At 60.3% G+C, this 21,620-nt stretch carries 20 protein-coding genes and 1 riboswitch; of the genes, 11 read left to right on the top strand and 9 right to left on the bottom strand.

The annotated features are described in order from the left end of the window. Positions 1–23: 23 nt before the first annotated feature. The 3 genes from TX23_RS10825 to ahcY all read right to left on the bottom strand — a co-directional run bounded on the left by TX23_RS10825 (position 24) and on the right by ahcY (position 3,619). The gene (locus TX23_RS10825; RefSeq protein ID WP_057702151.1) at positions 24–1,106 is read right to left on the bottom strand and encodes a hypothetical protein; all 1,083 of its coding nucleotides are present in this window, start codon (positions 1,104–1,106) and stop codon (positions 24–26) included. Positions 1,107–1,185: 79 nt separating this feature from the next. Then, complete coding sequence (metF, locus tag TX23_RS10830) at positions 1,186–2,031, bottom strand: methylenetetrahydrofolate reductase [NAD(P)H] (RefSeq protein ID WP_057702299.1); 846 nt, start codon at positions 2,029–2,031, stop codon at positions 1,186–1,188. Positions 2,032–2,209: 178 nt separating this feature from the next. Then, positions 2,210–3,619, bottom strand: coding sequence for an adenosylhomocysteinase (gene ahcY, locus TX23_RS10835; protein WP_057702152.1), 1,410 nt, complete (start codon positions 3,617–3,619; stop codon positions 2,210–2,212). Between the two features lie 21 nt (positions 3,620–3,640). Beyond that, a riboswitch (S-adenosyl-L-homocysteine riboswitch) is annotated at positions 3,641–3,747 on the bottom strand. A 199-nt stretch (positions 3,748–3,946) separates the two neighbouring features. Here ahcY and TX23_RS10840 point away from each other — a divergent pair. The 3 genes from TX23_RS10840 to TX23_RS10850 all read left to right on the top strand — a co-directional run bounded on the left by TX23_RS10840 (position 3,947) and on the right by TX23_RS10850 (position 7,330). Continuing rightward, complete coding sequence (locus TX23_RS10840) at positions 3,947–4,351, top strand: acyl-CoA thioesterase (RefSeq protein ID WP_057702153.1); 405 nt, start codon at positions 3,947–3,949, stop codon at positions 4,349–4,351. 100 nt (positions 4,352–4,451) lie between these two features. Next, positions 4,452–6,371 carry a patatin-like phospholipase family protein gene (locus TX23_RS10845; RefSeq protein ID WP_057702154.1) on the top strand — a complete coding sequence of 640 codons (1,920 nt, stop codon included), beginning with the start codon at positions 4,452–4,454 and terminating at the stop codon, positions 6,369–6,371. 71 nt (positions 6,372–6,442) lie between these two features. Continuing rightward, positions 6,443–7,330, top strand: a complete 888-nt coding sequence (locus TX23_RS10850; protein WP_057702155.1) for a formate/nitrite transporter family protein — start codon at positions 6,443–6,445, stop codon at positions 7,328–7,330. Here TX23_RS10850 and TX23_RS10855 read toward each other — a convergent pair. Beyond that, positions 7,324–8,583, bottom strand: a complete 1,260-nt coding sequence (locus TX23_RS10855; RefSeq protein WP_057702156.1) for a cation:proton antiporter — start codon at positions 8,581–8,583, stop codon at positions 7,324–7,326. The two genes, TX23_RS10850 and TX23_RS10855, sit on opposite strands and share 7 nt — an antisense overlap. A gap of 101 nt (positions 8,584–8,684) precedes the next feature. On the opposite strand from TX23_RS10855, the gene TX23_RS10860 reads away from it, so the two are divergent. Together TX23_RS10860 and TX23_RS10865 are read left to right on the top strand one after the other, a co-directional pair. Continuing rightward, on the top strand, positions 8,685–9,518 hold the full coding sequence (locus TX23_RS10860) for an EamA family transporter (protein ID WP_057702157.1): 834 nt from the start codon (positions 8,685–8,687) through the stop codon (positions 9,516–9,518). A 31-nt stretch (positions 9,519–9,549) separates the two neighbouring features. Beyond that, positions 9,550–9,936, top strand: coding sequence for an MAPEG family protein (locus tag TX23_RS10865; protein ID WP_057702158.1), 387 nt, complete (start codon positions 9,550–9,552; stop codon positions 9,934–9,936). Positions 9,937–10,015: 79 nt separating this feature from the next. Here the strand turns inward: TX23_RS10865 and mltA are convergent, their stop codons facing one another. Then, the gene (gene mltA, locus TX23_RS10870) at positions 10,016–11,209 is read right to left on the bottom strand and encodes a murein transglycosylase A (protein WP_057702159.1); all 1,194 of its coding nucleotides are present in this window, start codon (positions 11,207–11,209) and stop codon (positions 10,016–10,018) included. 128 nt (positions 11,210–11,337) lie between these two features. Here mltA and TX23_RS10875 point away from each other — a divergent pair, with 128 nt between their 5' ends. Next, entirely contained in the window at positions 11,338–11,787 is a 450-nt protein-coding gene (locus TX23_RS10875; RefSeq protein WP_057702160.1) for a c-type cytochrome, read from the top strand. Positions 11,788–11,793: 6 nt separating this feature from the next. Here TX23_RS10875 and TX23_RS10880 read toward each other — a convergent pair whose 3' ends face one another. The 4 genes from TX23_RS10880 to TX23_RS10895 all read right to left on the bottom strand — a co-directional run bounded on the left by TX23_RS10880 (position 11,794) and on the right by TX23_RS10895 (position 16,211). Further along, positions 11,794–12,189 carry a DUF1090 domain-containing protein gene (locus TX23_RS10880; protein ID WP_057702161.1) on the bottom strand — a complete coding sequence of 132 codons (396 nt, stop codon included), beginning with the start codon at positions 12,187–12,189 and terminating at the stop codon, positions 11,794–11,796. A 41-nt stretch (positions 12,190–12,230) separates the two neighbouring features. Further along, positions 12,231–13,895 carry an NAD-dependent DNA ligase LigB gene (gene ligB / locus TX23_RS10885; RefSeq protein WP_057702162.1) on the bottom strand — a complete coding sequence of 555 codons (1,665 nt, stop codon included), beginning with the start codon at positions 13,893–13,895 and terminating at the stop codon, positions 12,231–12,233. Positions 13,896–14,005: 110 nt separating this feature from the next. Next, positions 14,006–15,196: a methionine adenosyltransferase gene (metK, locus tag TX23_RS10890; RefSeq protein WP_057702163.1), complete on the bottom strand. Its 1,191-nt coding sequence runs from the start codon at positions 15,194–15,196 to the stop codon at positions 14,006–14,008. 19 nt (positions 15,197–15,215) lie between these two features. Then, positions 15,216–16,211, bottom strand: coding sequence for an ArsR/SmtB family transcription factor (locus TX23_RS10895; RefSeq protein WP_057702164.1), 996 nt, complete (start codon positions 16,209–16,211; stop codon positions 15,216–15,218). 260 nt (positions 16,212–16,471) lie between these two features. Between TX23_RS10895 and tkt the strand changes: the two genes are divergently transcribed. The 5 genes from tkt to TX23_RS10920 all read left to right on the top strand — a co-directional run bounded on the left by tkt (position 16,472) and on the right by TX23_RS10920 (position 21,496). Next, positions 16,472–18,469: a transketolase gene (gene tkt, locus TX23_RS10900; protein WP_057702165.1), complete on the top strand. Its 1,998-nt coding sequence runs from the start codon at positions 16,472–16,474 to the stop codon at positions 18,467–18,469. Positions 18,470–18,607: 138 nt separating this feature from the next. After that, positions 18,608–19,663, top strand: a complete 1,056-nt coding sequence (epd, locus tag TX23_RS10905) for an erythrose-4-phosphate dehydrogenase (RefSeq protein WP_057702166.1) — start codon at positions 18,608–18,610, stop codon at positions 19,661–19,663. A gap of 17 nt (positions 19,664–19,680) precedes the next feature. Continuing rightward, positions 19,681–20,844 (top strand): phosphoglycerate kinase, encoded by a 1,164-nt coding sequence (locus TX23_RS10910; protein ID WP_057702167.1) that lies wholly within the window; start codon positions 19,681–19,683, stop codon positions 20,842–20,844. Positions 20,845–20,875: 31 nt separating this feature from the next. Further along, complete coding sequence (locus TX23_RS10915; RefSeq protein WP_057702168.1) at positions 20,876–21,103, top strand: putative periplasmic lipoprotein; 228 nt, start codon at positions 20,876–20,878, stop codon at positions 21,101–21,103. 60 nt (positions 21,104–21,163) lie between these two features. Next, positions 21,164–21,496, top strand: coding sequence for an MliC family protein (locus TX23_RS10920; RefSeq protein WP_057702169.1), 333 nt, complete (start codon positions 21,164–21,166; stop codon positions 21,494–21,496). The last annotated feature ends 124 nt before the right edge of the window (positions 21,497–21,620 follow it).

The raw sequence follows: 21,620 nt of genomic DNA on the forward strand, positions 1-21,620 counted from the left end.
GGCACGCGGATTGGCGGACGCTCTTATTTCACCGGAGTACCCAGCAAGTGGTTTTGGATCGCGGCGCGGCGCTCACCCAGAATCAGGCGCACCACGGGGTTGGCGAACCAGTGTTCCAGCTGGTGGGCATCGATCGGGCGCTTTTGGCGTTCTTCCTGGTTTTTTCGGGCCTTGTCCCACCAGACCGGGGCGCAGGCTTGATCAAACTCGTTTTCGTGTTCGTGGCAGCCGTAGAGGATTTCCCGCATGAACTGTTGCTGGTGTTTGGGCAGCAGCAGGGTGATCAGCTTGTACATCAGGCGCTGCAAGCGCGGTGGGCGTGGCAGGTACGAGGAGACCCGGCGGGTGTCGGCCAGGGCTTGTGTACTGGTGGGGGCGCTGGCGTGCTTGGCGATCCACGCCTTGACCTTGGCTCGGAACAGCTGTTTGCGGCTCCAGTAGTGATAGATCAGGTCCGGGCACTCACGCACATTGACGGTGCGGTAGGCGGCGATGGACAAGCAGAACTCTTCCAGGGTGTAGGCGCCTTGGGCGTGGGGAAACAGTTCATCCATCAATTCGATGGAACGGTCGAGGATGTATGCATCCTGTTGGGTGAGGCCAATGACCCCGGAATTCAGGGCCATCATGTCATCGTCGGCTACGCCCTTGGCCAGTAGGCGCTGATGCAGGGCGGTGTAGAGGATGCTTTCGCGGTTGTCGCCGTACTTGGCGCAGGCGGTGTTGCACAACAGGGTGCCGGGCTGTACGCGCTCGAACAGCGCCATGGGCGAATGGTGGAAGAAGGTGTCGGTGTCGATCAGTAACGCCACCTGGGATTCTTCCAGCACTTGGCGCAGGAGCACGTGTTTGGTGCGGAAGTGATAGCCGTAGGGCTCGCTCCAGCGTTTGCGGGTGGCCTCGTCCAGTGGACGTACACGTACTGGTAGCAGTCGATAGGGCTCGGGGTCGTCGCTGAACACCTGGATGTCCAGCGGTGCGTCCGGGGTGTCCTGCAGGAACGCCAGTGCGCTGGCGATGCTGAATATCGCTTCCTGATGGTAGGTCTGGGCACCGAAGACCAAGTAGACCAGCTGCGGGCGGGAAGTCGGGGATGCTATGTTCATGGACTGCGGAGTTCTTTTGGGTCACGTAAACGACAAAGGCCCTCGTCTGAACGAGGGCCTTGGCGCAACCGGGCAAGCCTTAGCGTGGCAGCTTGAGGTTGTTCCAAATGGCGAGGCTGGGTTCAGCCTGATTCAGGGTATAGAAATGCAGCCCTGGCGCACCCCCCTGCAACAATTGCTCACACATCTCGGTGATGACCTGCTCGCCGAACGCCTGGATGCTTTTGACGTCGTCGCCATAGGCCTCCAGTTGCTTGCGCACCCAGCGTGGGATTTCGGCACCGCAGGCGTCGGAGAAACGCGCCAGCTTGCTGTAGTTGGTGATAGGCATGATGCCCGGCACGATCGGAATATTCACACCCATCGCTTGTACACGCTCGACGAAGTAGAAGTAGCTGTCGGCGTTGAAGAAGTATTGGGTGATTGCACTGTTGGCGCCGGCATTGGCCTTGCGCACGAAGTTATGCAAATCGTCTTCGAAATTGCGCGCCTGGGGATGCATCTCCGGGTAGGCGGCCACTTCGACATGGAAGTGATCGCCGCTTTCTTCGCGGATGAAACTCACCAGGTCGTTGGCGTAGCGCAGCTCACCGCTGGCCATGCCCATGCCGGACGGCAGGTCTCCACGCAAGGCGACGATACGCTTGATGCCGGCGGCTTTGTATTGGGTCAGCAGGCCACGCAGGTCGGCCTTGCTGTCGCCCACGCACGACAAGTGCGGAGCGGCGGGAACTTTGACTTCGCTTTCCAGCTGCAACACGGTGTTGATGGTGCGGTCGCGGGTCGAACCGCCGGCGCCGTAGGTGCAGGAGAAGAAGTCGGGGTTGTAGCTGGCCAGCACCTTGGCAGTGGCCATCAGCTTTTCATGCCCAGCATCGGTCTTGGTCGGGAAGAACTCGAAGCTGTAGCGACGGTCTTGGGACATGGTCATACCCTTGGAAGCTCATAATTGCGCAATGTGTACACCGTCGATGTGGGAGGGGGCTTGCCCCCGATGGCGGTGGGTCAGTCGATAGATTTACTAATCTGACACTCCGCTATCGGGGGCAAGCCCCCTCCCACATTACAAGCCCACTCACGCCAGGAGAGTGGCAGCAGGTGTATCAGTAGCGATAAGCGTGCGGCTTGAACGGACCTTCAACCGTCACGCCGATGTAGCCGGCCTGGGTCTTGGTCAGTTGAGTCACGACGCCGCCGAAGCCGCGGACCATTTCCAGGGCCACTTCTTCGTCGAGTTTCTTGGGCAGTACTTCAACGGTCAGGCGCTCGGCTTTCTGGGCTGGCGACAGGTCGGCGTACTTCTGTTCGAACAGGAAGATCTGCGCCAGTACCTGGTTGGCGAACGAGCCGTCCATGATGCGGCTTGGGTGACCGGTGGCGTTGCCCAGGTTAACCAGGCGGCCTTCGGCCAGCAGGATCAGGTAGTCATCGTTCTGCGGGTCGAAATCGCCGGCGCCGGTACGGTGAACCTTGTGTACCTGCGGCTTCACTTCTTCCCATGCCCAGTTCTTGCGCATGAAAGCGGTGTCGATCTCGTTGTCGAAGTGGCCGATGTTGCAGACAACGGCGCGCTTCTTCAGGGCCTTGAGCATGTTCGCATCGCACACATTCACGTTACCGGTGGTGGTGACGATCAGGTCGATCTTGCCCAGCAGGGCCTTGTCGATGCTGGCTTCGGTGCCGTCGTTGATACCGTCGATGAACGGCGAAACCACTTCGAAACCGTCCATGCAGGCTTGCATGGCGCAGATCGGGTCAACTTCGGAGACCTTGACGATCATGCCTTCCTGACGCAGGGACTGGGACGAACCCTTGCCCACGTCACCGTAGCCGATCACCAGGGCTTGTTTGCCCGACAGCAGGTGGTCTGTGCCACGCTTGATCGCATCGTTCAGGCTGTGACGGCAGCCGTACTTGTTGTCGTTCTTGCTCTTGGTCACCGAGTCGTTGACGTTGATGGCCGGGATCTTCAGCTCGCCCTTGGCCAGCATGTCCAGCAGACGGTGTACGCCCGTGGTGGTTTCTTCGGTCACGCCATGGACGCGGTCGAGGATCTGCGGGTACTTCTTGTGCAGCAGCTCGGTCAGGTCGCCGCCATCGTCGAGGATCATGTTGGCATCCCATGGTGCGCCATCCTTGAGGATGGTTTGCTCCAGGCACCACTCGTACTCTTCTTCGGTCTCGCCTTTCCAGGCAAATACCGGGATACCGGCGGCTGCGATAGCGGCCGCGGCCTGGTCTTGAGTCGAGAAGATGTTGCACGACGACCAACGCACTTCGGCACCCAGGGCAACCAGGGTTTCGATCAGTACGGCGGTCTGGATGGTCATGTGAATGCAGCCCAGAATCTTCGCGCCCTTGAGCGGTTGTTCAGCGGCGTACTTGCGACGCAGGCCCATCAGAGCCGGCATTTCGGATTCGGCGATAAAGGTTTCGCGACGGCCCCAGGCAGCGAGGGACATGTCGGCGACTTTGTAGTCGTTGAAATCTGCAGGCGTCATTACAGCGCTCATAGAGAGCCTCCATTCGTAGTGTGCGAATGGGCGCCGTTGTGCGTTTAGTATCAGGCCGGGGTAACCAGGCCGGACAACGCCCCATCCGAGCCTGACAGGTTTAACCTGCTGCAGCGCCCCTCGGACAGGTGGCGGGAGAACGGTATCAATCGAAGATGACCGTTTTGAAACGGAGGCGATTATAGCCGTGTATGTGGCACTTCCCAAGCCTTTCTGTCGGTGGCAATGAAGATCGCGCATGGGGTTGATAGGCAATGGCTCATAGAGCTTGGGCCTGGGCTCTGCCATGATGCTGCCCATCATTTGGCAAGACGCTTTGGAGTGATCATGAACTTCCACACCCGCAAATGGGTAAAACCCGAAGACCTCAACCCCAACGGCACTCTGTTCGGCGGCAGCCTGCTGCGCTGGATCGACGAAGAAGCGGCCATCTACGCCATTGTCCAACTGGGCAACCAGCGTGTGGTGACCAAGTACATCTCCGAAATCAATTTTGTCAGCGCCTCGCGCCAGGGCGACATTATCGAACTGGGCATCACCGCCACCGAGTTCGGCCGCACCTCCATCACCCTGACCTGTGAAGTGCGCAACAAGATCACGCGCAAGAGCATCCTGACCGTGGAAAAAATGGTCTTCGTCAACCTGGGCGAAGACGGTTTGCCGGCGCCCCATGGCCGTACCGAAATCAAGTACGTCAAGGATCAGTTCCAGGACGACAGCCTTTCCGAGTAACACCAGCGTGGCGTGATTTGCGTTACCAAATCCGTCCGTATGGATCCTTCCGAGGCTCTCTCATCACTCAGGCCTACATCCTGTAGAGAGAGCCTCATGTATGAAAGTCGCCAGTTCCGTCATAGAGAATTATCCTTTTTCGCCTCAGTTGTTGAGCCAGGACGTGAAAACGACCCTGGTCAAGGGCGTAGGCGAGCGCAACCTGAGTATGTATCGCCATAGCGATGGCCGCGTCGAGGTGGTGCTGTCACCGCCGCCGCCCGCTCACTTGGTGCTCAGTGGCGGTGGCGCCAAGGGCATTGCCTTTGCCGGGGTGGTGCAGGCGCTTGAAGGCGCCGACAAACTCAAAGACGTCAAGGTGGTTTCCGGCTCGTCTGCCGGGGCGATTTCTGCAGCGTTGCTTGCCAGTGGCATGGGTGCGACGGCCTTTACGCAGCTGTCCAACAACCTCGATTTGCCGCACCTGCTCAACAGCAAGAATCCCGCCCTGGCCTGGCTGCAAGATGTCGGCTCCGAGTTAGGCAAGCTTGCCGGCAAGCTGCCTGGCCCGGCCGGCAATATTTCTCAACTGTTGCTGACCCTGTTGCCGCGCCTGCAAACCGAAGGGCAGCCTTTGGAGGACTTGATTGGCAACGAGTCGCGTCGATCGATTCTTGCACGGATCGAGAGCTTGCCTTTGGCCAACCGGTCGCCTGAGGTCACGCACATTGCCGACCGGCTCAAAGCCGCAACCGGGCCGACCTTTCGTGATTTGGAGGTGTTGAGCCGCCATATTCCGACGATCAAGCAACTGAACATCACCGGCACGGGGATGTTCGATGGTCGGCCGCAGTTGGTGGTGTTCAATGCCGGCCTGACGCCGGATATGGATATTGCCCGCGCAGCGCTTATTTCGGGTGCATTGCCGGGCCTGTTCAAAAGCCCGTCCGAACAGGGCCATGGGTTCCAGGCGGCGGCAGAGGTAACGATGTTTCAAGACGGAGGGTTGCTCCTCAATACCCCGGCGCCCGGCGTCATCGAGCGTTCGTTCCCGGAGAGCCCGCTGGGCAAGGACGAAGCGCTGATCGTCACGTTCGAATCCGACCAGGCCTCGCCACCGGCCCGCAGTGGTAATTTTTTCAGTTCTTTGGCGGACACCTTCACTGGCACGCCGCATACCGCGGCTGAAACCTACCAGAATGATCGGCTCAAGGCGTTCCTGGATCAAACGGTGACATTGCCGCTGAACTCAAGCAAAGGCGACTTTCGCGGCCTGCTCAACGGCACCGTCAACTTCACCATGACCCTGCAGCAAAAGCTGCATTTGCAGGCCCAAGCCTGCCAGTCGGTGTCGGCCCACCTGGAAAAGCGCGAACTGCTGCGTGAGCGCCATGAGTTCGCTTCCCTGGACGATGCCGTCATGGCGATGGATGATCAGATGCTGGCAAGCGCGCAGGATCAACTGCAGAAGGCACCCGCCAGCGCAGACGCTTTGCGCTTTCGTCAGGAGGCGAAACAGGCGCTGGAGGCGTTGAACAGTGCGATTGCCGAAGCCAACCACACCGGCACATCCCTGGTGATGACGCCAAAAATAGCCGAAGCATTACGCAATCTGGATGCCCTCGCCAGCAAGCCAGAGCACATCGAGTGGCTGGGCAAGCGTCTGAATGCGCCGGGGCAACGTAATTTTCAGCAACTTTTACAGGTGGGCGCCAGGCAGGCAAAGGGCAATGCGTCCGACATGTCCAGGGTGCTGAACAGTGCTGTGGCCGAAATGCAAAGACGTGATATTGGCGTAAAGGCTGAGAATTTTACGCGGGAGGTCATTTATCCATCGCTGTACCGCCCAGGCCAGCCGGCATCCAACGTCGAGCTGTTGCAACGTGCAGTGCGTGACTTGAAAGAAGCCAGGACGCCGCAAGCGTTCAACACTGTGCTCGATGGCATTATCAAACACTATGGGGCCCGCAATAAGCCCTGGAGCAAACCCTTAAGCTCCACCACCGTGGAACAGGCCAAGGCGTGGCGCATTCCGGTTTAATTGCCGGGCCATTGAACAGCCATCGTCGCGGCATGTCGTAGCTTCAGGCACCCCACGGACTCTGGTACATCATGGCCACTCAAGCAGACGGCAAAACCCCCAACCTGTCGCAGGAAGAGCAGCAGGACGTCGACAAGAACCAGCCGCCCCGCGCGGCGGTTCTTCACGAAATCATCCGTACCCAGGGCGATCAGGAGCTGGAGCGCAGCGTCGCCGCCTTGTGGTGGTCGGCACTGGCGGCTGGACTCACCATGGGCCTGTCGTTAATGGCCATGGGTTTGCTCAATTCCCGCCTGCCGGACGCCGAGGGCTTCAAGGTGATCGCCAGTTTTGGCTATTGCGCGGGGTTTCTGGCGGTGATCCTCGCACGCCAGCAACTGTTCACCGAAAACACCCTGACTGCGGTGCTGCCGGTGATGAGCAAACCCACTCTGGGCAATGCTGCGCGGCTGTTACGGCTATGGACAGTCGTGCTGGTGGGCAACCTGTGCGGCACCTTGCTGGTGGCTTACGTGATGTTGCATTTGCCGATTTTCGATACCAAGACCGACCTGGCTTTCCTCGAAATCGGACGCAAGATCATGGAAAACGACTCGGGTCAGATGTTTGCCAAGGGCATCGTTTCCGGCTGGATGATCGCCACCATGGTGTGGATGATTCCATCGATGGAAAGCGCAAAGATGTGGATCATTATCCTGATCACTTACCTGATGGCGCTGGGTGACTTCACGCATATCGTCGTGGGTTCGGCGGAAGTGTCGTACCTGGTGTTTGCCGGCGAGCTGCCGTGGAAGGATTTCTGGCTGGTGTTTGCCGGGCCGACCCTGGCGGGCAATATCATCGGTGGCAGTTTTATCTTTGCCCTGATCAGCCATGCGCAGATTCGCAGTGAGAGCAGCCTGCCGGGCAAGTCGGCTGCGGATCCGCGGCATCCGCAGCCGGTTGAAAAAGATCAGTGATGCTCGGGCATAGCCTGGGGCTCGCCCCGGGTTACGTGCTTGACCAGCTTGCCGATGCTCAACCCCTGCAACAGGATCGATGACAGCACCACGATGTAGGTGATGCTCAGCAACAAGTCGCGCTCGGGGCCCAACGGCAATGCCAGTGCCAGGGCCACCGAGACACCGCCGCGCAAACCACCCCAGGTCAATATACGGATAGTGCCGCGCGGTACCGTGCGCCAGCGCCGCAGCAGCAGGATCGCCGGGGCCACCGTCAACAGGCGTGAGAGCAGGATCGCCACCGCGAGCAAACTGGCCGCCAATACGTGCAGCCAGTTGAATGGCAACAGCAGCAACTCCATACCGATCAGCGCAAACAGCAAGGCGTTGAGCATGTCATCGAGCAGTTCCCAGAAGCCATCCAGGTAGCGACGCGTCATGTCGTTCATCGCCAGCTTGCGTCCCAGGTTGCCGATGATCAGCCCCGCGACCACCATGGCAATCGGCGCGGATACGTGCAGTTCCGAAGCCATGGCCGATCCGCCGATGACCAGCGCGAGGGTCAGCATCACTTCGATCTGGTGCTGTTCGATGCTCTTGATCATCAGGTACACGAGGTAGCCGATCAGCCCACCGAATGCCACGCCGCCTATGGCCTCGTGGGCAAACAGCATGGCAGTGGCGCCCACGGTGGGCGTCTCGCCCAACTGCGCGATACCCAACAGCACGGTAAACACCACCACGGCGGTGCCGTCATTGAACAGCGACTCGCCGACGATGGTGGTCTTCAGCGGTTTTGACGCATTGGCGGTACGCAGCACGCCGAGCACCGCAATCGGGTCCGTAGGCGAGATCAGCGCGCCGAACAGCAGGCAGTAAAGGAAGCTTACGTGCCAGCCGAACAAGGCGAAGATGTAATAGGCCAGGCTGCCGATCACCACGGTGGCGATCAACACGCCAAAGGTGGCCAGCAGGCCGATGGGCCAGCGGTAGCTGCGCAGGTCGTTCAAGTTGACGTGCAAGGCGCCGGCGAACAGCAGGAATGACAGCATCCAGTTCATCAGCAAGTCGCCGAAGTCGATCTGGCCGATCAATTGCTGGACGCGCTCCTCCAGGCCGGGATAGCCGATAAAGCTCAGGCCCTGCAGGATCAGGGAAAACAGCAGCGCAGTGACCATCACCCCGATGGTCGGCGGCAGGCCGATAAAACGGAAGTTCACATAGGTGAGCAGGGTAGTGAGGCAAATGAAGGCGGCGACAAGTTCAAGCATCCGGGGTCCTTGGGCGGGAAATGTAGGCACACAGGGTGCGCCGAGGCAGTGTTTAGTATAAACAGGTGCAGTTACATCACGAATCAATTGAGGAGGTTCTGGTGGTAGCGACAGCCCTGGTGCTGGTGGCGGCGCTGTTGCATGCGACGTGGAACACCTTGATCAAGTTCAGTGGCGAGCGCCTTTTGGTCATTGCCTGCATGGACAGTGTGGCGTTGCTGTTCGTGGTATTGGCGGTGGGGTTCGTCTCCTTGCCGCCGCTGGACATCTGGCCGTGGCTCATCGCCTCGGCCTTGTTTGAATTGCTCTACCGCTACTTGTTGATCCAGGCGTATCGAGTGGGCGACTTGGGCCTGGTGTATCCGCTGATGCGCGGCTTGTCGCCATTGGTGGTGTTGGTGCTGACGCTGGTATTTGCCGGTGAAGCGCTGAGCACCCAGCAAATCCTCGGGATTTTGCTGATCCCGTTCGGCATGTTGTGCCTGTTGTGGCAAGGCGGTGGTGGCGAGCGCTTGCCGTGGTCGATGCTGCCGGTGGTGTTGCTGATCGGCCTGTGCATCGGCTGCTATACCTTCCTGGATGGGCAGGCACTGCGGCGCTGGTCGCACCCGCTGGATTACCTGGTGTGGCTGACATTGATCAGCGCCTGGCCGTTTCCGTTGCTGGCGCTGGTGCGCAAACGTGAGGCCTTCAGCCTGTTCTGGCGCACCCAATGGCGGTTGGGGCTGAGCGTGGGATTGTGCGTGTTGTTGAGCTACGCTTTGGTGCTTTGGGCCATGCAGCTGGGCTCGATCGCCGAGGCGGCTGCGCTGCGGGAAGTCAGCGTGATCCTGGTGGTGCTGTTCGGTATGCGTTACTTGCAAGAACCTTTTGGCCGGCCACGGCTCATAGCTTGTGGGTTGGTGCTGATCGGCATGTTCGTGATGAAACTCTAACCGTCCGATAAATCCAAAAAAGGAATGAGTGATGACAGTCGCTTTCTGGTGTGTGTTGATCGCAATCTTTCTGCCGTATATATGCACGGGTGTCGCCAAGTTCAGCACAGGCAAGTTCGGACCGCGGCACAACCACGACCCGCGTGCCTTTCTCGATACCGTCGAGGGTGTCGCCAAACGCGCCAACAATGCGCAACTCAACAGCTTTGAAGTGACCCCCGCGTTTGCCGCGGCGGTGGTCATTGCGCACATGGCGGGCAACGCGGAGTTGGTGACGATCAATGTGCTGGCGGTGCTGTTTATCACCAGCCGCCTGCTGTATATCATTTGCTACCTGGCCGATTGGGCGATTTTGCGTTCGCTGGTGTGGGCGGTGGGGATGGCGTTGATTGCGAGTTTCTTCTTTGTCTCGATCTAACGCCTGATGCAAATCCTTTGTGGCAGGGGGCAAGGCGAATCGTCGCACCGCCCCTCCCACATTTCATTATCAGCGTCTGTCAGGTGCCGGCGGGAGCATCCGGTACGTGCGGTAGCGCCGCGCCTTTGGGCCACAACATCCAGATCTGCCCCTGTTGCTTCATATTCCCTGCCAGCTCGCCCGCCGCATCACCCGTGCCCCAGAACAAGTCTGCCCGTACTTCGCCAGTGATTGCGCCACCCGTGTCCTGGGCCGCGACAGGTCTGGTGATCGGTGAGCCATCGGGTTTGGTGGTCGACAGCCACAGCAAGCTACCCAGCGGGATGACCTTGCGGTCCACTGCCACGCTATAGCCTGCGGTCAAGGGCACGTTCAGGGAGCCGCGCGGGCCTTCGTTACTGTCGGGGCGAACGCTGAAGAATACGTAGCTGGGGTTGCTCGCCAGCAGTTCGGGAATGCGCTGCGGATGTGCCTTGGCCCAGGCGCTGATGGCGCCCATGGTCACGTCTTCTTTTTTCAGTTCACCTTGCTCTACCAGCCAACGGCCGATTGGACGGTACGGGTAGCCGTTCTGGTCGCCGTAACCTACGCGCAGTTGGCGCCCACCTGCCAGCTGAATACGGCCTGAACCCTGGATCTGCAGGAATTGCAGGTCCATCGGGTCGGTCAGCCAGGCGATCGGCTTGGCGGTGGAGCCCTGGCTGTTGACGGTGCTGGCGTCGTCATAAGGCTTGAGTACCCGACCTTCCAGACGTCCACGCAGACGCTTGCCTTTAAGCTCCGGGTAGATGCTTTCAAGGTTGACGATAATCAGGTCATCCGGCACGCCGTAGACCGGCACATGGGCGCTGGCGGTTTTGGTCAGGCTGCCGGGGTAGACCGGCTCGTAGTAACCGGTGATCAAACCATTGGGTGTGTTGTTGGCCGAACGCAGGCCGAATACATCCAGGTGTTCCTTGAGAAAGCCGCGAACCGCCACGGCATCGCCCGGTACGCTGGCCGCTGCCGCGCAGGTCGTGCCCCATACCGGGTCGGCCTTGAGGCGCTGGCAGGCGCTGCGCCAGGATTCAAAACCGGCCAGCAAATCGCTGTCGGAGACCACCGGCAAGGCTTCCCAGGGTGCGCTCACATAGGTGGCGACCGCATGGGGTTTGGCTTCTTCCTTGGCGACTTCCTTGCCGGCATCTTTACCTGCATCGCAGCCGGACAGCAGCGCGATCATTGGCAGAGCCCACGCGAGGCGGCGGCTCCAGGGTTTCGCGGTGATATTCATGTAAGCAATTCCTGAAGCGATTACCCATGCTTCACTGCATTCGGGCAACCCTTATTATTAATAGGGCTATTGGTCTTTGCGGGCGGGGCGAGGATACTGGCCGCCGTTTCCCGTGACCTGAAGCCATCATGATTCTAAAAAAACTGACCGTTGTACTGTTGGCCTGCCTGGCCTTGTCTGCCTGTGGCGGTGTTGACCCCAATTCCCCCCTGGGCCAACGCAAGGCGATCTTCAAGCAGATGCTCAAGACCGGCGAAGACCTGGGCGGTATGTTGCGCGGGCGCATCCCGTTTGACGGCGCCAGGTTTGCCGACGGCGCGGTCAAGCTGGACGCGTTGTCCCATGAGCCGTGGAAGCATTTCCCAAGCGTGCGCGAAGAAGATCACACCAGCGCCAAGGATGATGTGTGGCAAAAGCAGGCGCAGTTCCAGCAGATGGCCCGCGACCTGGAGGCGGCCACCGGGGAATTGGTGATCGCCAGCCAAGTGCAACCCTACAAGGCCAGTAACCTTCATCCGGCGGTGCAAAAAGTCGAAGACGCCTGCAGCGCCTGCCATAAACAGTTCCGCGATCACTGATCGTTTTTACTGGTCGAGTTCTTCCACCGCTTCCTGCAGTTCTTTGCGTGACTCGGCCAGTTTGTCCTTACGCTTGTTGATCTTGTCCGGATCGCCTTTTTTCATGGCTTTGTCGAGGTCGGCCTGACGGCGGGAGACTTCGTGCTTGGCGTCAAGCACCTTGTTTTCACGCTCTTTTTTCAAGCTGGCGTCGGTGCAGTGGGTGGTGACTTCAGCCAGGGCTTTTTCCAGGCCGGCCTGTTGGGCGCTGTTGCCGTGGGCCTTGGCTTGTTCGATTTGGGTGCTGATGGCCTGGCGCTTGGCGGCGCAGCCGGTGAGCGGTTGCGCTTCTTCGGCAGCCAGCAGTGGCGTGGCGGTGAAACTTGCGAGGGTCAGCAAGGCAAAGGGGGCGAGAAATTTCATCTATAAAGCTCCAGGTTCGCAATCAGGGGGCCGGACGGGGCTCAAAACCCATCTATTCCGGCCTCGCGTAATGTTTCAGCCAAGGCTTGCACCTGCGGGTCGCGAAAAAACGCGCTCAGTTGCGCGGCACGACCCGGGCCGATGCCGTCTGAGGCCAGCCAGGCTTGGGTGTCTTTGGCGGCCAGCGTCTGCCAGTCGCCTTCCAGGTTGTTGCGCGCCGCTGGCGGTACGCCCAAGGCCTTGAGCCATTGTGAAAAAGGGCGTTGCCGAGCGCTGTTAAAACTGTCGAGCACTCGTTCACGAGTGCGATCACCGAAGCCCTCAATGGTAGCAAGCTGCGCCGCATCCAGGGTTAACCAATCGAGAAAGCCTGCGATTAGACCGGCCTGAATCAATATGTTCCAGGTTTCACGGCCCATATGTGGCAAGGCCAGGCCCTGTTTGCCGCTCAGCCAGGTGAGGCGGGCGAGCAATTGATCTTCGCAGCCGGGGTCCAGTTGCCAGCAACTTAAGGCGTGAAAATCGCGAGGGTTGGGTAGCTGCACGTCCATACGGGTTTCGTTGCGCAGGATCACCTCGTCCAGTCGGGGGATAACCTGGCCCGCCAGGCTGATCGACACATGGTCGCCGGGGCGGATATCCAGGGCTTGCCAGCGTTTCAGGGAACCGACGCTGACCCGGCTGATCTGCCGATCATCCAGCCACACCGGTTCCAGTTCGAGGATGGGGGTGATGCGCCCGGTGCGACCCACCCTGAATTGCACCTTGCGCACCAGTGCCAGGGCTTTGATGGCTGGGTACTTCCAGGCGGCCGTCCAGTAGGGCGCACTGGCTTGCCAGCGCTCGGCGGGTGCCCGCGCAGCCTGGTGCAGCACCACGCCATCGCTGGCGAAAGGCAACGGTGCGTTGTACCAATGCGTGCGCCAATGAGCGGCTTCGCTGATGTGCTCGATGGGGTGGCTATAGCGCTGTGTATCGCTGAAGCCCCATTGCGTCAGGGTGGCCAGGCGTTCGGTGAAGTCCGCCGGGCCGTCAGGCCAGGCCCAGACGAACAAGCCGATGCCTGCCGCTTCAGCGTCGCTCAATTGTCGCCGGTTCATTAGCCCGGCCACTTTACTGCGCGCATTGAGCCCACCTTTTATCGATTGCACATGGTGATCAAGGCGCCAGTAAAGTTCACCTTGCAGCACCACATCAACCGCAACCGGCAGGTGTTGGACGATGCCGGGGATCCTGGCGGCCGAGGCCGACCAATCGTGGCCCAGCAGGCCATCGCCTCGGCTGATGAGCTGCTGCAAGCGGCCCTCGCGATAGACGAGCGTCACCGCCACCCCATCGACCTTGGGTTGAATCCATACGTCCTTGCGGGTGGCGAGCCACTCCCTGACTGCCGGTTCGTCCGGCATTTTTTTCACACCGGTGTGCGCAACCGGGTGGCGTAATGCGCCGCGTGAACTGGCCAGCGGGTTATCAGCCTGCGGCGTGGGTTGGTGGGTGCATTCGCGCCAGTGCGCCAGGCGCTGGCGGGCCTGGTCGTAAAGTTCGTCGCTAATGGGGGATTGGCCCTGGCGGTGGTAACTGTCGTCCCACTGGCTGATCTGCCTGGCCAAGTTGTCGAGTTGCGGGTGAGCGTCATCGGGGCATGTTTCTGCCCATGTCCAGCTGGATAAAACACTGAGAAAAAAAGCCATGAACTTATGCATCATGAGCATCCTTGCTCGAAAAGGAATCACAGCCTAAGTCATCCAGGCGCCCATAAAAAAGCCCCGATTGCTCGGGGCTTTTTACCGGGTGTTTCTGTATGCAGCGCGAACGTTTACAGGCCTGCAGCGATACGCAGGTCGTTGGCGCGGTCGGTTTTTTCCCAGGTGAAGGTGCTGAAGGTGTCATCGCCAACAGTCTTCTGCGCAGGGGTGCGGCCGAAGTGGCCGTAGGCTGCGGTTTCCTGATACATCGGGTGCAGCAGGTCGAGCATGGTGGTGATTGCGTTCGGACGCAGGTCGAAGATTTCGCGCACCAGCTTGACGATTTTCTCGTCGCTGATCTTGCCAGTGCCGAAGGTGTTCAGCGAGATCGACGTAGGCTGCGCCACGCCAATGGCGTAGGAAACCTGAATTTCGCAGCGCTCGGCCAGGCCGGCGGCGACGATGTTCTTGGCCACGTAACGACCGGCATAAGCGGCCGAACGGTCAACCTTGGACGGATCTTTACCCGAGAACGCGCCACCGCCGTGACGGGCCATGCCGCCGTAGCTGTCGACGATGATCTTGCGGCCGGTCAGGCCACAGTCGCCCACCGGGCCGCCGATGATGAACTGGCCGGTTGGGTTGATGTGGAACTGGGTGTCCTTGGTCAGCAACTCGGCAGGCAGCACGTGCTTGACGATCAGCTCCATCACGCCTTCGCGCAGGTCGGCGTAGGACACGTCCGGATTGTGCTGGGTCGACAGTACGACAGCGTCGATACCCACGACTTTGCCGCCTTCGTAACGGCAGGTCACCTGGGACTTGGCGTCCGGGCGCAGCCAAGGCAGTACGCCGGATTTGCGCGCCTCGGCCTGGCGTTGCACAAGCTGGTGCGAGAAGGTGATCGGTGCGGGCATCAGCACGTCGGTTTCGTTGCTGGCATAGCCGAACATCAGGCCCTGGTCGCCGGCGCCCTGGTCTTCAGGCTTGGCACGGTCAACGCCCTGGTTGATGTCAGGCGATTGCTTGCCGATGATGTTCATCACGCCGCAGGTCGCACCGTCGAAGCCGACGTCGGAGCTGTTGTAGCCAATGTCGGTGATCACGTCACGCACGATCTGTTCCAGGTCGACCCAGGCCGTGGTGGTGACTTCGCCGGCGATGATCGCCACGCCCGTTTTCACCAGAGTTTCGCACGCCACACGGGCGAACTTGTCTTCAGCGATGATAGCGTCCAGCACCGCGTCAGAAATCTGGTCGGCGATTTTGTCCGGATGCCCTTCAGACACGGACTCGGAGGTGAAAAGGGAGTATTCGCTCATCTCGATGTTTTCCTGATATTTACCGATGGTGAGTGTCGCCAGCCGGTCGCTGAAAATGGCGGACCTGAATCTGGAAACCATTACGTAAACCTACATAGAGGCTTTCCCCGGGAACGAGTCCCGCAGCGGTGGCCCAACGGGCCAGATCGTCCTGTTCAAAACCCAGCCAGAGATCACCGCAGGCCTCCTTGGCCCAATTCTGGTTGTGGCTGCATAAATCCGTAACCAGCAGGCTACCGCCGGGGTGCAGCAACCCGGCCATTTGCTTGAGGGCGTCTGCCGGGGCGGCGAAATGGTGCAAGACCATGTTCAGCACCACGCAATCGGCCCGCAGGCTGGTGTCATTCAAGGCGTCGGCCAACTGCAGATGCACATTGCCCAGGGCTTCGCGCTCACAGAGTTGGCGCGCCAGTTCAAGCATTGCCGGGCTGTTATCCAGCGCCGTCACCTGCCCGAAACGCCGCGCCAGGTCCGGCAGGAAACCGCCATCGCCAGGCCCGACTTCCACGGCTGTTGCCTCACTACTGAAGCTCAGCTTGTCCAGCAGCGCCAGTACGCTTTCGCGGTACTGCGGCAAGCCGGCGATCAGGTCCTGCTGGGCGCGAAACTTGTCGGCAACCCGGGAGAAAAAGTCCTGGCTGGCGGCGGCCCGTTGCCCATGGACCTGGCTGATGCGTGACTGTACGTCGCTCGGCAGGCCCAGGTTGTCCACTTCCTCAAGCAGGGCGGCGTGCAGTTTGCCGCCCAGTTGTTCGGTATGGGGCAGGGCGCGGCGGTAAAAAATCGCATTGCCTTCGCGGCGGGTGGCGACCAGGTCGGCCTGGGCCAGCACTTTCAAATGGTGGCTCATGCCGGATTGGCCGATGGCGAAGATCTGCGCCAGTTCCAGCACCCCGAACGAATCGTTGGCCAGTGCGCGCAATACGTTCAGGCGCAACGGGTCACCTGCAGCCTTGCATAGGGCTGCCAGTTCATCGCCGTCGTCAGGACGCAGGGAGGGCACGGGTAGGTTCATAAGGCCAGCAGTCTAGTGACGGGTGTAAATCCCTGCAAGGTCAATATCAAAAAGTTTTGATATTGATCGATAAGTGGTGGTTATAAGCCGCCGCTATAACCTTTAGACGAACCGGTTGAGGGTTTCTGCAACCTATTGCTGCCCAAAGCACAGGAAAAACACCCTCAAGTGACTATCTGTCATTGCCCGCAGGCGGTGGCTGAGGGAAAATGCCGGTCCTTTTTTCCGTTTCTTTATAAGTAAACTCCAGGAGATCAGCGATGCCCAGCCGTCGTGAGCGTGCCAACGCCATTCGTGCCCTCAGCATGGATGCCGTGCAAAAAGCCAACAGCGGCCATCCCGGTGCCCCGATGGGCATGGCGGATATCGCCGAGGTACTTTGGCGTGACTACCTGAAACACAACCCGAGCAACCCGTCGTTCGCCGACCGTGACCGCTTCGTGCTGTCCAACGGCCACGGCTCGATGCTGATCTATTCGCTGCTGCACCTGACCGGCTACGACGTCACCATCGACGACCTCAAAAGCTTCCGTCAGCTGCACAGCCGCACCCCGGGCCACCCGGAGTTCGGCTATACCCCGGGCGTTGAGACCACCACCGGTCCTCTGGGCCAGGGCCTGGCCAACGCTGTCGGCTTCGCGCTGGCGGAAAAAGTTCTGGGCGCGCAATTCAACCGCCCTGGCCACGACATCGTCGATCACCACACCTATGTGTTCCTGGGTGATGGCTGCATGATGGAAGGCATCTCCCACGAAGTCGCCTCCCTGGCCGGCACCCTGGGCCTGGGCAAGCTGATTGCCTTCTACGATGACAACGGCATCTCCATCGACGGCGAAGTCGAAGGCTGGTTCACCGATGACACGCCCAAGCGTTTCGAAGCCTACAACTGGCAGGTCATCCGCAACGTCGACGGCCACGATCCGGAAGAAATCAAGATCGCCATCGACACCGCTCGCAAGAGCGCGCAGCCAACCCTGATCTGCTGCAAGACCACCATCGGTTTCGGCTCGCCGAACAAGCAAGGTAAAGAAGACTGCCACGGCGCCCCACTGGGTGACGCGGAAATCGCCCTGACCCGTGAAGCGCTGAAGTGGAACCACGGCCCGTTCGAAATCCCGGCCGACATCTACGCCGAATGGGATGCCAAGGAAAAAGGCCTGGCCACGGAAGCCGAGTGGGACCAGCGTTTTGCGGCCTATTCCGCCGAATTCCCGGAGCTTGCCAACGAACTGGTACGCCGCCTGGCCGGTGACCTGCCTGCCGACTTCTCGGCAAAAGCCTCGGCCTACATTGCCGAAGTCGCGGCCAAGGGCGAGACCATCGCCAGCCGTAAAGCCAGCCAGAACACCCTGAACGCCTTTGGCCCACTGCTGCCTGAGATCCTCGGCGGTTCGGCTGACCTGGCCGGTTCCAACCTGACCCTGTGGAAAGGCTGCAAAGGTGTCTCGGCTGAAGACGCCAGCGGCAACTACATGTACTACGGCGTACGTGAGTTCGGCATGAGCGCCATCATGAACGGCGTGTCCCTGCACGGCGGCCTGGTGCCTTACGGCGCGACCTTCCTGATGTTCATGGAATACGCCCGTAACGCCGTACGTATGGCCGCGCTGATGAAGAAGCGTGTGATCCATGTCTACACCCACGACTCCATCGGCCTGGGTGAAGATGGCCCGACGCACCAGCCGGTCGAGCAACTGACCAGCCTGCGCACCACGCCGAACCTGGATTGCTGGCGCCCGGCCGACGCCGTGGAATCCGCTGTGGCCTGGAAGCACGCCATCGAGCGCAAGGACGGCCCATCGGCGCTGATCTTCTCGCGTCAGAACCTGCAACACCAGGTGCGTACCGACGCGCAGATTGCCGACATCAGCCGTGGCGGTTATGTGCTCAAGGACTGCGTCGGCGAGCCGGAGCTGATCCTGATCTCCACCGGTTCCGAAGTGGGCCTGACCGTTCAAGCCTACGACAAGCTGACTGCCCAGGGCCGCAACGTTCGCGTTGTATCCATGCCGTGCACCAGCGTGTTCGAAGCCCAGGACGCCGGCTACAAGCAATCGGTATTGCCGTTGCAGGTCAGCGCGCGTATTGCCATCGAAGCGGCCCACGCCGACTACTGGTACAAGTACGTGGGCCTGGAAGGCCGCGTGATCGGCATGACCACCTACGGTGAGTCTGCACCGGCGCCAGCGTTGTTCGAAGAATTCGGTTTCACCCTGGAAAACATCCTGGGTCAGGCTGAAGAGTTGCTGGAAGACTAAGTCAGTCTGCGTTGTCTGCACTGGCGCCATCGCGGGCAAGCCCGCTCCCACATTTGGATCGTGGTCCGCTGTGGGAGCGGGCTTGCCCGCGATGGCGTCAGAACATTCAACACCGAACTAACCTTGATCGAGAACCCCATGCCCCAACCGCGTCCCTACAAAGTTGCACTCAACGGCTACGGCCGCATTGGTCGTTGCGTCTTGCGTGCTCTGTTCGAGCGAGGGGCGGCAGCCGGGTTTGAAATTGTTGCGATCAACGATCTGGCCGACATGGCCAGCATCGAATACCTGACACGCTTTGACTCCACTCATGGCCGCTTCCCTGGCGAAGTGCGGGTCGACGGCGATTGTCTGCATATCAACGGCGACTGCGTAAAAGTACTGCGCAGTGCCACTCCCGAGGGCATCGACTGGGCGGCGCTGGGCGTCGACCTGGTGTTGGAATGCTCCGGTGCCTATCACACTCGTGCCGATGGCCAGCGTTTTCTCGACGCCGGTGCGCCGCGTGTGCTGTTCTCCCAACCGATGGCCAGCGAGGCGGATGTCGACGCCACCATCGTCTACGGCATCAATCAGGATTGCCTGACCGGCGATGAGCTGCTGGTGTCCAACGCTTCGTGTACCACCAACTGCAGCGTACCGCTGTTGCGCCTGCTGGATCAGGCGATCGGCCTGGATTACGTGTCGATTACCACGATTCACTCGGCAATGAACGACCAGCCGGTGATCGACGCCTATCATCATGAAGACTTGCGCCGAACGCGTTCGGCGTTCCAGTCGGTGATCCCGGTGTCCACCGGCCTGGCCCGTGGTATCGAGCGACTGTTGCCGGAACTTGCCGGGCGAATCCAGGCCAAAGCCGTACGTGTGCCGACGGTGAATGTGTCTTGCCTGGATATCACCATGCAAACCGTCAGTGACACCGATGCGATGGAGGTCAACCGGATCCTGCGCGACGCCGCCACCAGCGGCCCGCTCAAAGGCTTGCTGGCCTACACCGAGTTGCCCCACGCCAGTTGCGATTTCAACCATGACCCGCATTCGGCGATTGTCGATGCCAGCCAGACTCGCGTTTCCGGCCCGAGGCTGGTGAATATCCTGGCCTGGTTCGACAACGAATGGGGCTTTGCCAACCGAATGCTCGACGTGGCAGAGCACTATCTGCACATCGCCGCTAAACAACCTCAACAGTAATTCAGGAACTGCGACCCATGACCGTGTTGAAGATGACCGACCTCGATCTGCAAGGTAAGCGCGTACTGATTCGCGAAGACCTCAACGTCCCAGTCAAGGACGGTGTGGTCACCAGCGATGCGCGAATCCTGGCCTCGCTGCCGACCATCAAGCTGGCCCTGGAAAAAGGCGCGGCCGTGATGGTCTGCTCCCACCTGGGCCGCCCGACCGAAGGTGAGTTTTCCGCCGAGAACAGCCTCAAGCCGGTAGCCGAATACCTGAGCAAGGCCCTGGGCCGTGACGTGCCGTTGGTCGCAGACTACCTGGGCGGTGTCGATGTAAAGGCTGGCGACATCGTGCTGTTCGAAAACGTGCGCTTCAACAAGGGCGAGAAAAAGAACAGCGACGAACTGGCCCAGCAATACGCCGCCTTGTGCGATGTGTTCGTGATGGACGCTTTCGGCACCGCTCACCGCGCTGAAGGTTCGACCCATGGCGTAGCCAAGTTCGCCAAGGTGGCCGCTGCTGGCCCACTGCTGGCCGCTGAGCTGGATGCGTTGGGCAAGGCCCTGGGCGCTCCGGCCCAGCCAATGGCTGCCATCGTTGCCGGTTCCAAAGTCTCCACCAAGCTGGACGTACTCAACAGCCTCAGCCAGATCTGCAACCAGTTGATCGTCGGCGGCGGCATCGCCAACACCTTCCTGGCCGCAGCCGGCCATCCGGTCGGCAAGTCCCTGTACGAGCCGGACCTGCTGGATACCGCCCGTGCCATCGCCGCCAAAGTCAGCGTGCCATTGCCGGTGGACGTGGTGGTTGCCAAAGAGTTCGCTGAAACCGCCGAAGCCACCGTCAAGCTCATCGCTGACGTGGCCGCTGACGACATGATTCTGGACATCGGCCCGCAAACCGCGGCCAACTTCGCCGAACTGCTCAAGGCATCCCAGACTATTCTGTGGAATGGCCCGGTAGGCGTGTTCGAGTTCGATCAGTTCGGCAACGGCACCAAAGTGCTGGCCAAAGCCATCGCTGAAAGCTCGGCCTTCTCCATCGCCGGCGGCGGTGACACCTTGGCGGCTATCGATAAATATGGCGTTGCTGAGCAGATCTCCTACATTTCTACCGGTGGCGGCGCCTTCCTCGAATTCGTCGAGGGCAAGGTTCTGCCGGCCGTGGAAGTGCTGGAAACCCGGGCCAAGGGTTAAGGCTCGCGTGATCAGGAAAAGGAGCGTTCCCATGATCAAGTCGTTGGCGTTGGTGATCGCAGCGGGCCTGTTGGCCGGCTGCAGCAGCACACCTGACACGGCGCCGGAGGCGGACAACGCCAAGGCGCCGTTGAATAAAAGCTGTTACCAGGCTGACTGGCAAGCCGAGACCATGCCGGTGATCAACAAGCGCATCGGCAACGAACGGCTGGAGAAATACGACTCCGCGCCCAACGGTCAGGAACAGGGTTGCCCTTGACGGGTCTGATCCACTAACCCACAGCAACGGCGACCCCAGGTCGCCCTGCGAGGATTGGCAATGAAAGGCGTTTTCGCCCTGGCAGCCTTGGCCCTGTTGGCCGGTTGCAGCAGCATGAACATGTTCGATAAGGCCGAACCGGCTGACAAATGGACCACCTGGACCTGCGACAGCAAGGCTGAGGTCAACTGGCGCTTTGCCAATCAGGCACGTTCGGAGGTGGATGTACGTCTCGGCGGTTCTGACCAGGTACACCGCCTCAAGCAGGACGTGGCGGCCTCGGGTGTGTTGTACAGCGACGGCCAACTGGCGTTTCACACCAAGGGTGAGGAAGGCCTGGTGTACTGGGTGGCCACCGATGATTTGATTGGGCGCGGCTGCAAAGCCAACTGAGAATACGATCTGAAGTCCAATGAGATCAAAATGTGGGAGCTGGCTTGCCTGCGATTGCGGTGGGTCAGCAAAGCCAATATCGACTGGTTCTCCGCCATCGCAGGCAAGCCAGCTCCCACATTGA

It is taken from the genome of Pseudomonas paralactis (genome assembly GCF_001439735.1).
GTDB classification, from domain to species: domain Bacteria; phylum Pseudomonadota; class Gammaproteobacteria; order Pseudomonadales; family Pseudomonadaceae; genus Aquipseudomonas; species Aquipseudomonas paralactis.